The sequence below is a fragment of the Citrobacter gillenii genome, assembly GCF_013337685.1.
Taxonomy (GTDB): Bacteria; Pseudomonadota; Gammaproteobacteria; order Enterobacterales; family Enterobacteriaceae; genus Citrobacter; species Citrobacter gillenii.
In genome coordinates this window covers 1-13,090 of record NZ_SUQN01000013.1, presented here as the reverse complement: position 1 = coordinate 13,090, position 13,090 = coordinate 1, and the positions used below count along the sequence as shown (strand labels likewise).

Annotated in this window: 10 protein-coding genes and 1 pseudogene; 2 read left to right on the top strand and 9 right to left on the bottom strand. The window is 51.9% G+C overall.

The annotated features are described in order from the left end of the window. Nucleotides 1-186: 186 nt before the first annotated feature. From FCH32_RS22220 to rimJ, 3 genes are read right to left on the bottom strand one after another with little or no spacing between them, the layout of a single operon-like run. Nucleotides 187-1,110 carry a Gfo/Idh/MocA family protein gene (locus FCH32_RS22220; RefSeq protein ID WP_096757567.1) on the bottom strand — a complete coding sequence of 308 codons (924 nt, stop codon included), beginning with the start codon at nt 1,108-1,110 and terminating at the stop codon, nt 187-189. A 1-nt stretch (nt 1,111) separates the two neighbouring features. After that, nucleotides 1,112-1,762 (bottom strand): YceH family protein, encoded by a 651-nt coding sequence (locus FCH32_RS22215; RefSeq protein ID WP_174361547.1) that lies wholly within the window; start codon nt 1,760-1,762, stop codon nt 1,112-1,114. 35 nt (nt 1,763-1,797) lie between these two features. Beyond that, nucleotides 1,798-2,382, bottom strand: coding sequence for a ribosomal protein S5-alanine N-acetyltransferase (rimJ, locus tag FCH32_RS22210; protein ID WP_115258871.1), 585 nt, complete (start codon nt 2,380-2,382; stop codon nt 1,798-1,800). Between the two features lie 258 nt (nt 2,383-2,640). Between rimJ and mdtH the strand changes: the two genes are divergently transcribed. After that, a complete protein-coding gene (mdtH, locus tag FCH32_RS22205; protein WP_117341763.1) occupies nt 2,641-3,849 on the top strand; it encodes a multidrug efflux MFS transporter MdtH in 1,209 nt (402 codons plus the stop codon). A gap of 115 nt (nt 3,850-3,964) precedes the next feature. Beyond that, nucleotides 3,965-4,525, top strand: coding sequence for a lipoprotein (locus tag FCH32_RS22200; RefSeq protein WP_153879639.1), 561 nt, complete (start codon nt 3,965-3,967; stop codon nt 4,523-4,525). A 39-nt stretch (nt 4,526-4,564) separates the two neighbouring features. Here the strand turns inward: FCH32_RS22200 and tssJ are convergent, their stop codons facing one another. From tssJ to FCH32_RS22170, 6 genes and pseudogenes are all read right to left on the bottom strand, one after another. Then, on the bottom strand, nt 4,565-5,101 hold the full coding sequence (tssJ, locus tag FCH32_RS22195) for a type VI secretion system lipoprotein TssJ (RefSeq protein WP_249414881.1): 537 nt from the start codon (nt 5,099-5,101) through the stop codon (nt 4,565-4,567). Beyond that, nucleotides 5,082-6,152, bottom strand: coding sequence for a type VI secretion system baseplate subunit TssG (gene tssG / locus FCH32_RS22190; protein ID WP_174361546.1), 1,071 nt, complete (start codon nt 6,150-6,152; stop codon nt 5,082-5,084). Before tssG ends, tssJ begins: the two co-directional genes overlap by 20 nt. Then, nucleotides 6,116-7,879 carry a type VI secretion system baseplate subunit TssF gene (gene tssF, locus FCH32_RS22185; protein WP_174361545.1) on the bottom strand — a complete coding sequence of 588 codons (1,764 nt, stop codon included), beginning with the start codon at nt 7,877-7,879 and terminating at the stop codon, nt 6,116-6,118. Before tssF ends, tssG begins: the two co-directional genes overlap by 37 nt. 17 nt (nt 7,880-7,896) lie before the next feature. Beyond that, nucleotides 7,897-8,169: pseudogene (locus tag FCH32_RS22180) on the bottom strand (PAAR domain-containing protein); the annotation flags it as partial. A gap of 127 nt (nt 8,170-8,296) precedes the next feature. Then, nucleotides 8,297-11,680 (bottom strand): ImcF-related family protein, encoded by a 3,384-nt coding sequence (locus tag FCH32_RS22175; RefSeq protein WP_174361560.1) that lies wholly within the window; start codon nt 11,678-11,680, stop codon nt 8,297-8,299. 3 nt (nt 11,681-11,683) lie between these two features. Beyond that, entirely contained in the window at nt 11,684-12,865 is a 1,182-nt protein-coding gene (locus tag FCH32_RS22170; protein ID WP_174361543.1) for a hypothetical protein, read from the bottom strand. Nucleotides 12,866-13,090 lie beyond the last annotated feature (225 nt).

Sequence of the window (13,090 nt, the reverse complement as noted above, 5' to 3'; positions counted from 1 at the left end):
TTTTGAGTGGGCATATATACCCGTCATACTTCAAGCTGCATGTGCGTTGGCTGCGCTCGCTCACCCGAATCACTTACCTGAGTAAGCTAACGGGATTCACTCCCTTGCCGCCTGCCTGCAACTCGAATTATTTTGGGTATAGTACCTGGATTATGCTGAATTACTACCGCCAGATGTTACAGGGGGTTATTCGTCCATCGCATCCCGCCACAGCTTTTCCACCACGCGCTGCGCCAGAATAGCCTGCTCACCCGCTGTCTCAGGAACTGTCTGATTTTGCACGCATTCAATAAAATGGCGCGCACATCCGGTAAAGCCTCTCTGCTCCAGCGTCGTTTGCCAGCCGGGTATCGGTTGCTGAACGACACCGTGTCCGCGCTCCTCACGCCATTCACGCATATCCGTGACATCAATTAACCCACCGTCGATAACCGCCTGCACGCTCTCGCGCTGACTGCCCGCACGGCGATGCATACTGGTCGTTATCTGCAGCCGGTCGACGCAGAAATGGTGTTCTGCATACAGCATTGCTCCGGACTCGTTGGTTAACAGCGTGCCGCTATTTAGCTGTGCCTTTCCCCCTGCCAGCCACAGCGCGGTGTCCACCACATGCAGATAGTCATCCAGCAGCGTAAAACGCAGATCGTGTGGCCCGACGCTATCGCTGCGATGCTTATCCATGCGGATGGAGGCTGGCTGGCTTAACTGCGACTTTAACTCGCGATACAGCGGCGCAAACCGGCGGTTAAATCCGACCATCAACGTCAGTTTTTTTCGCGCCGCCAGCTCCACCAGTTGTTCCGCATCACGCAGGTTTTCCGCCAGCGGTTTATCCACGCAAACGTGGACCCCGGCATGAAGCAATTCGCTGACTACCGCATGGTGCGTCGCAGTACTGGAGTGTACGAAAACCGCATCACAGGTTGCCGCCAGGTTTTGTAATGAATCAACATACGGCATGCGCCAGGCTGCACAAATCCGTTCTGCTTTCTCACGCGAAGGTGACCAGGCCCCCTGTAACGTCCAGTCCGCAGCGGCGCCCAACACGGGTAGCCAGGCCTTTTGCGCGATGCCGCCCAACCCGACGACACCGATACGAAGTTTTTTCACGTTACTCTCCCAGATGCGCCAGCAAGGATTCGAGCCGCTGTTTTAACTCAGCGACTTCGCTTTCCAGCACCTCAACGCGCGCCTGCAAATCGCAGGATGCCGCCTGAGGCTCATCGGCGGTTGTCACCATCGTCAGATCGACGTCGCCACAGAACAGATGCATATAGCGGCTTTCGCGTTTTCCCGGTTCACGCGCCAGACGGACCACGTAAGGACCATCTTCGCGGGTGGCCAGCTGTTCCAGCGTTGACTCCACTTCCGCCACATCGCTGAATTCATACATGCGGGATGCGCGACTACGCAGTTCGCCCGGCGTCTGCGCACCGCGCAGTAACAGCGTGGTGATCAAGGCCACCTCACCGGCGCTGAGCTTAAGGTTACCAAACTCTGAATTGCAGAAGCGCTGTTCGTACTTGGTCACACGATTGCCGAATCCGCTCACCGTACGCAAGAAATGGCGTTTCACCAGATTATCGAGCTGATCCTGCACCTCCGATTCCGACAGATTCATCACCGGTTCACGATTGGTTTTTTGGTTACAGGCGGTCACGACACCATTCACGGAGAGCGGATATTGTTCCGGCGTAGTCACCTGTTTTTCCAGCAAACAGCCAATCACGCGTGCTTCGGTAGCGGTTAATTCATATTTCATCGTCTTCTCCATTCATCAGCCAATACAGCTGAAACTTAGCGACCGGGGGTCCATTCTGATGTTGTTAACGCCGTCAGCACATGATCGCGCCACTGCCCATCTATCAGCAGATAGTCTTTGGCATAACCTTCTTTTTCAAATCCAAGCCGCGCCAGCAAATCGCCGCTACGTTTATTGTGTGGCATATAGTTCGCCATAATGCGATGAATATGCTGTGTACGCTGCATATAACGAATGGCTGCAACCAATGCCTCGTACATCAATCCCTGCCCTTGCCACTTTTGCGCAATGGAATAGCCGAGATAGCAGGCGTGAAACGATCCACGCACAACGTTGGAGAAATTTGCAACACCGATAATCTCTTTCTCTTCCGGGTCGAGCAGCGCAAAGTAATAGGCAGAGCCTTGTTTATGAAACTCGGTGATCATACTCAGACGCGCCTGCCAGCCAGAGGGATAGCAGTGGCTTTCATCGCGAATAGGCTCCCAGGGCTTTAAGAAATGACGATTCTCTGCGTAATAATCTGCCAGACGCCAGGCATCACGCTCATGCACTAAACGCACGACCAGGCGGTCCGTGGTTAAGCGCACTTTTGGCACGTTACTGCGATAGCCAAACATTCTATACCTACTCCTTCCCGCACCGTTTTCAATACGCTATTCGCGATACTATACCTGTACAAATATGCCCGATGAAAAGAGCAAAACACCATTTCTTGAATTATTCACACATTTTGATGAAAACTCTCTATCAAGACCGACTTTTGATAAAAAAATATTGTCCCACCGAGGGTGGGAAAAGGTCAGACAACCCCGCAGAATAGACAGGCTTACCGTTAAAACTCTAAACAGAGTGACGAGTTTTTCCCTGGAGGGGAAATGTCGCAAGTCTCGCAGGCGAGGAACCTGGGTAAATATTTCCTGCTTATCGATAATATGCTGGTCGTGCTGGGCTTCTTCGTCGTCTTCCCGCTGATCTCGATTCGTTTCGTCGACCAAATGGGTTGGGCCGCCGTGATGGTCGGCATCGCGCTCGGGTTACGTCAATTTATTCAGCAGGGTTTGGGAATTTTTGGCGGGGCCATTGCCGACCGTTTTGGCGCAAAACCGATGATTGTCACCGGCATGCTGATGCGCGCCGCCGGGTTTGCGACGATGGGAATCGCCCATGAACCCTGGCTTCTGTGGTTTTCCTGTTTTCTCTCCGGGCTGGGCGGCACGCTGTTCGATCCCCCCCGTTCGGCGCTGGTGGTCAAACTGATCCGCCCGGAAAAGCGCGGGCGCTTCTTCTCCATCCTGATGATGCAGGACAGCGCCGGGGCGGTCATTGGGGCATTACTGGGAAGCTGGCTGTTACAGTATGACTTCAGGCTGGTCTGCGCCACCGGGGCCATTATCTTCATCCTGTGCGCCGCCTTTAACGCCTGGTTGCTTCCTGCGTGGAAACTATCGACAGTGAAAATTCCGGTGCGTGAAGGGATGAACCACGTGATGCGTGACAAGCGATTTGTCACTTACGTGCTGACGCTGGCAGGTTACTACATGCTGGCAGTCCAGGTGATGCTGATGCTGCCGATTATGGTTAACGACATTGCAGGATCCCCGGCGGCCGTCAAATGGATGTATGCCATCGAGGCGTGCCTCTCATTAACGTTGCTCTACCCGATTGCCCGCTGGAGCGAAAAACGTTTTCGCCTTGAACACCGCCTGATGGCCGGTCTGTTAATCATGTCAGTCAGCATGATGCCTATTGGGTTGGTCGGAAACCTACAGCAGCTCTTCACCCTGATCTGCACGTTCTATATCGGCTCCATTATTGCTGAGCCAGCACGTGAAACGCTCAGCGCCTCGCTGGCGAGCGCACGGGCCCGGGGGAGCTATATGGGTTTTAGTCGGCTGGGACTCGCCATCGGCGGCGCCATAGGCTACATCGGCGGCGGCTGGCTGTTTGATATGGGTAAGGCACTGTCGCAGCCCGAGTTACCGTGGATGATGCTGGGTGTTATCGGCATTATCACCTTCCTGGCGCTGGGCTGGCAGTTCAGCCACAAACGCACGACGCGTGGCATGCTGGAGCCTGATGCCTGACGCGTAACCCTCAGCCCGGACACCTTTTCAGTTTTTTCTGCTGGTGTCCGGGGCGCTGGTACTGGATGCTGCTTTGTGTCACGATTACGCCATAAGCATCATGTTGAGGAACCCCATGAAAAAGTTTTTTTTTGCTGCTGCACTCATTGTCAGCGGCCTGTTGGTTGGTTGTAATCAACTCACACAATACACGGTAAGCGAGCAAGAAATTAACCAGGCGCTGGCAAAGCATAATAATTTTTCGAAAGATATCGGTTTGCCCGGCGTTGCTGAAGCCCACATCGTGCTGAGCAATCTGACCAGCCAGATCGGTCGTGAAGAACCCAATAAAGTGACCCTGACCGGCGACGCCAACCTGGACATGAACTCACTATTTGGCAGCCAGAAAGCGACAATGAAGCTGAAGTTAAAAGCATTACCGGTGTTCAATAAAGATAAAGGCGCGATTTATCTGCAAGAGATGGAAGTGGTTGATGCGACCGTCACACCAGAAAAAATGCAGTCGGTTTTGCAAACCCTGATGCCGTATTTAAACCAGTCGCTGCGCAATTATTTCAACCAGCAACCGGCATACGTCCTGCGTGAAGACAGCAGTGAAGGCGAAGCGCTGGCGAAAAAGCTGGCAAAAGGAATTGAAGTAAAACCGGGTGAAATCATCATCCCGTTCACCGATTAACACACCAAAGGGCGCATCAGCGCCCTTTTCTATCAGAGGTTACTTTTCCTCTGTCTGCATCGTCATAGTATGGTCATCAAGCACGATTTTACGTGCCTCATCGGGATCGAGATCGTGGCGTTTGACTACCAAGCGCCAGTTTCCCTGGGCCATATCAGGATCGCGAAACAGAGCCGCAATCGCCACAAATTGTGTTCCCTCCTCCATCGGCATATCCAGCGTCACGGCGCTATTGGGTTTCACCACCACAAACTGCTCAGCCAGTAAATCCTCTTTTAATAAGTTAGCCCCGTCACCGACCAGTTGTTCGTACTGAGTTTGATTAAAACGCTTCTCATCTTTTAACTGGTAAATACGCACTATAACCGACTGCGGCGCGCTGTTTTGCTCGCGGCTGTCAGTATTGAGCGCGGCCCGGCCAGAGATATCAAGATGTAATACCTTAATCTGTTTATAAAAAAGAGAGCTTGCGGCGGAACGAGTACCGTCACTCACTGACTGAAGTAGGCCGCAGCCACTGAGTATTAATGCCAGTACGGGAAAAATGTATTTCAATTTAAAAACGGTAATGAACACGCTGTATGTCCTTATTTATTATAGCGGATGTCAGACCACGGTAATGTCCCAGTTCTACAGTGAAGTCGTCCGGTAAGTCCCTGTCTCCTTGTTGCAGACCATTAACACAGGTAAGACCCAGCCGCACGGGTGACTCACCCAGCACAGGCACAGGAAGCAGATGGGTGGGTAGAGTCAACATAATCCGCGCCCGATAGCGCCACCCCAGATAAACGCGCAGCAATACCAACAAGTCGGTCAAAAGCGCCCCATCGGGTAACCAGCCTTCCGTTTCCGTTGCATCATCAGTAACGAGTGAAATTAACAACTGACTGGCTGCATCGGTTGCTTCATCCCCCAGTACCGTATGACCATCCAGCCTTAATGGCTGTTCATCAAGCAGCCCTGCAGGTTGTCGTATTGCCACTGTACGCAGATCGTGTGGTGTGACGTCGGTACGCGTGTTCGGTGCCAGTAAGTTGACCAGCCGTGCAATGCCCTCTGCCGTTCTCCCAGGCTGGCGCATGATCCCCAACAGGGCGAGGAAACGCGATGACGGTGTGGCAATATGCTCCTGTGTACCGGCGATCCCTAAGCCAATGAGTCCCAATAAGCAGCGAGAAGTACTATCGCTTCCCCCCGCTTCAAAGGTGGCCGGGTAACTGTATTTCCGCCAGATGCGGTAAAACTGCGTCAAAATACGATGGTTGAAAATATCGAGGAAGGTTTCCAGTACCTCGTGGCCATCGCGCCTTTGCGTGATGTCATCTATGTATGTCGTTGGCAGCGGTGAATCCACACCGTAAAGCCCCATGAAGGTTGAGCGGACCGTAAGAGGGGCATCGGGATGATCTGGATCGCACTCAATCGCTTTCAGTTCACTAGCGGGAAACCCTACTCCAGGATGGGGGCGAAAACGCACCATATCATCATGCGGGTTATCACTTTCCCCCAGTCGGTGAGCGCCGTGGCTTTCCAGAAGCTGGCAAAATCGATAAAAATTAATACGACTAATATCTTCTTTCAGACGTGATGTTAGCGCATCCCTGGGTTGCGCGGATTTTCGTCCCATGCAAGCTGCTCCCCCGTAGGTTGTAAGATCAGAATCAACCGATTAAACAGGTGGATGTCGGTATAGAGTGCAAAAAAGCGATTGAGCATTTCACCAAACAGGCTGATGTCTCCGCGGCCGGCAAAACCATTGCTATCAATGGTGACCTCTATCTGCACACCGCGTAGCAGATGCCCCCGCTCGAAACGCTCCGTTTCGCTGTGCTTAACGTCAACAATAGCGGCCAGACGGCGTCGATTCATTTCATCGTCCGTCCAGTCATAAAGCGCCAGAGTTCCACGCAATACTTCCGGGTTATCCATCATCCACAGAAAACTGCTCCCCAAATGGCTTAATACACGCCAGTGAAAGCGGTCACGGTTTGGTGGATAACAGGGAAGCGTTGGCGCCGTCAGATTACGGACTCGGACATTCGCCGCGGTAGACTTTACAACGGTGTCGAGCAACGTACTGCGTAATACCCGACGAGGTAGTTGACCGTTCGTACCGGTAAGGCTTAATGACAGGCTTTCGCCTTCAGGTACGCTGTGGTTATCAAAAGCCTCACCACCGAGGATTAGCCAGGTATCATGTAGACCGGAAGGACCACGTTTTACTCGGGTGTGATAATAATACTCTGGTGCGTCATGGCGTAACATTCCCCCCTTGTGGCGAAAACTGGTGAATGGCACAAAAACCTGATGCCCGGAGTGCTTTGACGAAATAACGGAATCTACAGAGTAAATTTCAGTGTGGCCATCCTGAATACGCATCGGACGTAACAAATATTCGGTCTGCAAGGCATCGGGGGTCAGCGGGTCAGACTCCAGAGGAAAAAGGTTGATCACTGGCACACAGTGCAGGCGGATATGTTTTTCACTGAAGGTGAAGTCATAATCCCAGCGGCGTTTCAAAACGACATCAAGTTCGAACCAGGGGAGCGTTTGCGGGAGAGCAACCTGTTCAAGTCCGCAGAGCGCCAGCGCCATAAATTTTTCCCGAAAAGTGAAGTACTCCAACAACAGCTGATAGCCGCTAAACGCACCGCTATCCTTCGGCCAGAGGTTATCCTCATTGCCAAATCCCCCTGGGCTGAACCATGCCTCCAGCGGTTGATCATCTGTCTGTCCAGGCAATCGCAAACGTATTGTCGCCACATTTAGTGACAACGCTTCATGTAATGCACAGGCCAGCGGTGCATCGGCATTGAGATAAAATGCAAGTCGACTCAGGTCAACCTGCTGCCAGTCGGCCAGCTCACCGCAGGAAAAACGCAGTTTGATCACGGAACGTCCGTCCGGATCGGTGTCCAGTCGCGCCATCTCCAGCGACAACGGCAGCAATGTGACATCCCGGGTCGTGGTGTAACGACAGCGGGTGCGCTTATCACCTACCGGGCCTGAAAGCACCTCAAATCCTTTCTCTACAACCATCCGCTCTTTCATCTCGCGCCATTGTGGCGTCAACTCCACGATCGCTAACGAAGGGATCGTTCGCAGATAATGCGGCCATAGCAAACTCACCAACCCTTCGGTCAGTTCCGGTAGGTCGTCATCCAGTTTTTCCCGCAACCGCCCCATAAGAAAAGCGAAGCCTTCAAACAATCGCTCGACATAAGGGTCTCGAGCACCGGGGCGATCCAGATTCAACATCACCGCCCGGTCAGGATGGGCGCGGGCAAACTCCTCACCCGCTTCGCGCAGGTAACGCATTTCGGCGTCAAAGTAACGCAGGGTTAAATCATCCATGGAATACTCATTTATTAAATAGTGTAGATGTCGGTTATCATGGAAGGAATAAACAAAGACTGACATGGACAGGTACTTTGACTTTCCTGCGAGCCGGCAGGGATTCGACCGTTGATAGTATCGGGCACAATTCCGCCGATAATGCTGAATATGCCAATAAAACGCCCACAGGTAACCCGGTCAAATTCTCTTGCTACAGGCATTCCCATAATAGTATGCGTGGGATCACCTTCAATAATTACCCCTCCGCAGGTGGTTTTATCACCCATAACCAAATAACATCCAGCCATATATTCTCCTTACTGCTATTTATCGTCAGCGTATTCTTTTTGTATATCGATATATTTCGAGTTGCGTTGAGGCAACATGAGAGGGATACATTCGTCCAGGAACGGATTTAAGCATCTGAAGGCTGAGCTAGTTTATTCCGGCGTCTGAATTCTGTTGGCGATTCACCAAAAAGATATCCTTCGGCAGGACAAAACCTCGCAGTTTTAATAATGCCAGTGGCCCACCGCCCGGCCCGGTACGCATTAGCCAACACAGCTTTTTACCGTCTGGCGCACTGAGCGTGAGTTGCCACATACCATCATCACGTTTCTCCGCTCGTCCTTGTTCCAGCCAACGAATTAAGCCTAATTCTCCCGGATAGTCCCCGTAAAGATTTGCCCCTCCCAGCGTTGTCGTCCAGGTCAACATGGCGCCGGGTCTCTGGCTTTCTCCTGGCCAACGGAAACTCTGCCAGCTTTCCATCTGGTTAAAGTAGTGCAGTCGCTGTCCGTCAATGGAAAGTACCGTCTCCACAACGTCCGGTACCGGACGGGCGCGCAGCTCAAAACGCATCCCCTGGCTACCATCGGCGAATAAGGCATCGCGAACCTCACCTAGACGGTTAACGGCATGAATAAATTCCGGATTAATAATTAATCCCTGGGTATTCATTTCGTCTACTTCCCAGCGACGCCCCTCACGGTGAATTAAACCCGCGAGATTCTCATGAAGAAATTGGTCGATCTTTCCGGTATCACGCCGAATAAACTCAGCCAGAACCGGCAATGGAATGTCACTGCGCCCCTCACTCACCGGATATCGGCCGTCTGTTGCCTCCTGCCAATCAGAGACAACCACACGTTGCCAGCTCTCATTAATTCCCGCAGCCGATGGTTGCAGGACCTGCTCCCATGCCTGCGTCAGAGGTTGCACAAAAAGCGCGTCGCCAAAACCACTCCACTCCTCTCCTAATCCCGCAGCTAACAAACTGCCATATTCCCGCGTATCGGTAAGATCAATATTTTTGCCCTGAAACACCGTCTGTGCCAGTTGCTGCATCATGACCTGCGGATCGGCTGAATTAGTGACCTGGCGCAACTTCAGGCGGACTCGGGTCACGCGAGTGAGAAATGTTTGAAAACTTAATGAGGTTTCAGTCGTTAGGTTATTCAGCGTATCACCCTTACCGGTTATCGCCAGTAATGGGCCAAACGTTTCATCTAACGGACCGGTCATATCGTTTACATGTTGGTCAATAACCGGTGCATCCTCTGCTTTCTGCAATATTTTTTCTGCCGATTTCATCAACGAATCGGACAGATCTTCACGTTTTTTTCCTGTCTGCCCCTGCCAGGCAACAGTGTTCATCAGTGCGACTACCGGTGACTGGCGCACATCGCTCATTAGCGTAAGCTGATCCACAACATCTGAAAGATTTTGCGCTGGCTTCCAGCGTAAACTGTTGAGGAACTTAAGCCATGATCCCGAGTATTCGCTAAAATAGCGATCTGTCAGTCGTTGTTTTAATGCTTCAGGAGAAGCATCGGCACTAATATTTTTTTTATTGTCGCTCAACACCCAGTCAAGTTCTTCACGGCGTGATACCACTGCGTCAGCAATTGCCTGCTTCACCTGCCCTTCCCATGCCTGGCGGGTAAATACCCCAGGAACGGTTTCCGAAGTGGTAAACAATTGTGCGGCATCCGTATCATTCGTCATCTGCGCCAAAGGCATATCCGGAAAATTGCGAGATACGGCTGCCAGCATTTTCCGATATATAGCATTATCGCTATTACGTTGTTCAATCTGCGCTAGCAGGATCTGTCGGGTTGCTATCATCACCGGTGTATCTGGGGTAATTTTCCAGTCAGGCTGCCCAGGTAAAGTTTGCATATAAAATCCCCACAAGTCCGGCGACAGACTCTGCCAGATACCGGTAGAAATCCCTTTGCGCGTCGGTTGTGTCAGCGTCATGACCTGAGAAAAAAAGGCGGGGTCGGCCTTTTCCGGGTGGCCCATCATCAGCCAGGCTTTAAGCTGATCGTATGCGGTTTTTGCCAGGTCAGCGCGTTGCTGACTTCCTGGAGGAAGATGCGTCAGAGCATTGAGTTTTTCAGACAACACCCGCGCAGCTTCATCTCTCATCAGGCGATTATTTGCCACCCCATAAATCGGGAGTAAAACGGCCAATAATTCAGCATCATGATTCAGACCAAAATGACGCCACCCTATTGTGTTTTTTTGTGTCTGAATGCGGCCAATATCATTACGCAGTTCATTCAGTTGTATCAGTTCAGCATCTGATACCTGCTCACCGATCGCCAACTGCTGTGCTTTGTCTGTCAGGGACGTCATTTGATAATAATTGGCGGCAAACGATATCAGGCTGCCGACGCCCCACAGACCGATAGCTACCGCCACCACGTAACACATTATCCGACCTCGGGATAACCCCATATGCCGCCCAGTTGCCTGAGCCCCCATTTTCAGTACGCCACGAAACACGGCTGGTGGAGACCAGTAATGCGCATGAATAACCGACGCCGCCGCGACAGTTACAGAGGGACTAAACATCAGCCCACATATGGGCATCCGCCATTGCTTACCAGACAGCCACGGCGTGAGGCTCCGCTGCCAGCTTTCAATCCCACCCAACTTCAGCCACTGCCCAAGTCGTAATAGATAATCGTGGTGGTTATCAGTAAAAATCTGACGCATCCCTTGTTCACATAGCTGCGGCAGCAAACGGGTTAATTCGCGGCCCACACTCTCTGGGGTAGTCTTTTCGTGAAAGAAAATACCTACCGGCTGAGTAATGCGGGTCCCTTGCATGCTCTGGTCCGTTTGCCACAACCATATTGACGGTAGCCAGTGATATGCGTTACCTGTGAGCTCCAGGCTTCGTCGCGAATCACTCATCCATTGAGCGCTTGATGCTTGTTCGCAGCTGAGCGACAAAATTATTCCGTCCACAGGTCGGGCACTGCGTAATTTACGCAACGTCGATAAAGGTCCGAGATCTGCTGATTCCTGCGGGCTACCGCCATAAATCAGTACGGTACCCTCACCTTCCAGCCATTGTTTCTCGGCAAGCGTTGGCGCAATCGATGCGACTTTGGCCTCCTCCCCGATGACAAGAATGACACGCACCCTCTGACGCCAGAAGAGTCCATACTGACGGCGTAGATACGCGTACATATCCGCAAATGGGGTCGACTGCTGGTGATGTTGGTAACTCTCACTAATGCGAGGTTGATCATCCCCCTGGATATGCGCCCGGGTAAGGTCGAAACTCTGACGCCCAGAAGATCGCGCGCTAAACCAGGTCAACACCGCATAAACGCCGGTTACCGCAGTCGTCACCCCTAACCCGGTTATCCAGCGAGAGTGTTTCAGGCTTCCCGGCAACATGCCGACTTTTTCTGGCCAGTGCCAGATTATCAGGCAGGCAACTGCCGAAATCAGCATAGGTGCTATTGCTATCAGCCAGTAACGCACTGTCGAATTGTTAATCGGGAATAAAAACCGCATCACTTAGTCCTTCTCCTTTGCAGTCTGACAAGGTGAAACCACCACGCTCCACATTTTTGTGCTCCCTGTTTCACCACTCATAATCAGTTGCGACTCTTTTGTACCTTGTGCTGCGGCAGCGATAGCCAGCCAGGGGGCGACGCACCCCGTTTCACCTAGCGTTCGGTCAAGGTTATATAACCGGCTATTCATCTCTATCCCCTGCAGAGGCGGGTGCGCATTCAGCGCAGCTATCGTACTTTGCTGCTGGTGTGACAGACCGGATGACCAGAGATCGTGGATATCTTCAGGTTGAACGGGCACCCAATCCAACGCTTGAGCAATGTTCTCTGCCAACGTGTCGGCAAAACTCGCTTCCGGTCGATGAACCCATGCCAGAGGAGGAAGGATATTTTGGGTCATGCGATTGCCAAGCAGCAGTGCAACGGCCGCCTCCCCGGTCCCATCAGGATCGTCTGGAGCGACCTGCAGCGCGATGACCAATAATACTGTTTCTTCGTGGGTTCGACTGTCCATCCAGCTATCAATAACGTTCAACCCGTACCCGGTCACAGACTCGATGGGTTGACGAATATCACATTGTTGCCAGGTATTGCACCACAGCGTGTGCAACCGTTGGCGGGATAGTGAGGTATTGGTTTCAAACAATAGCGCTATGGGCTGATGGTCCGGCAGTTGGTTAAGATGTCGTGCAATTCCAGTCATTAATCTGTCAAATATCTGCTTAATCAGGTCATCTCGCTTCATCCCTGGCTCCAGGGGCAAGCGACTATGGCGAAAACGTTCAATTCCATGCCATGATGGCTGCATATGCAGGAGCGGCTTATTCTGTTTCAACATATTTGCAGAAGAGTTGCCCGTTGGCTGGTTGTCACTGTGTGGCGTAATAAATGCGCTATGCAATATCTGCAATGCGCGACGACCACGACGAATTTTACGTAGTAATAATTCCTCTCTACGCCGATCCCAGGCTTGGGCCTGAATTAACACGGGATGATAAACCATAATGCGCAGCCATATTGCAACCAACCACACGGTAAGGGGAAGCCCGGCTGAAAATATCCAGAATACCGGCGCATAAAATGACAATCCGGTAAAATAAGACCAACCGGAACCTATCACCAGTAATCCAGTCAGACCTTTCAACCAGCGTCTGCCGATCGGAAATTTGGGTTTCTGAGCCACAGGTGGAATCAATTTTAAATTTACGGGCATGATTTATTATTGCGACAGAGATAAATAAGACTTGATTGCGGAAAGGTGTGATTACATTCTTACACACCGGTGATTGAATCATTATTCGGTGCCGTCCGTGATTCAACGTCAAGCGCTTCCGGCCAGTGGATATGACCCCATTGTTGCGGGTGCTCTGCAAAACGCGCCGTCTCAGGCACCGGACGGTGCTGCATA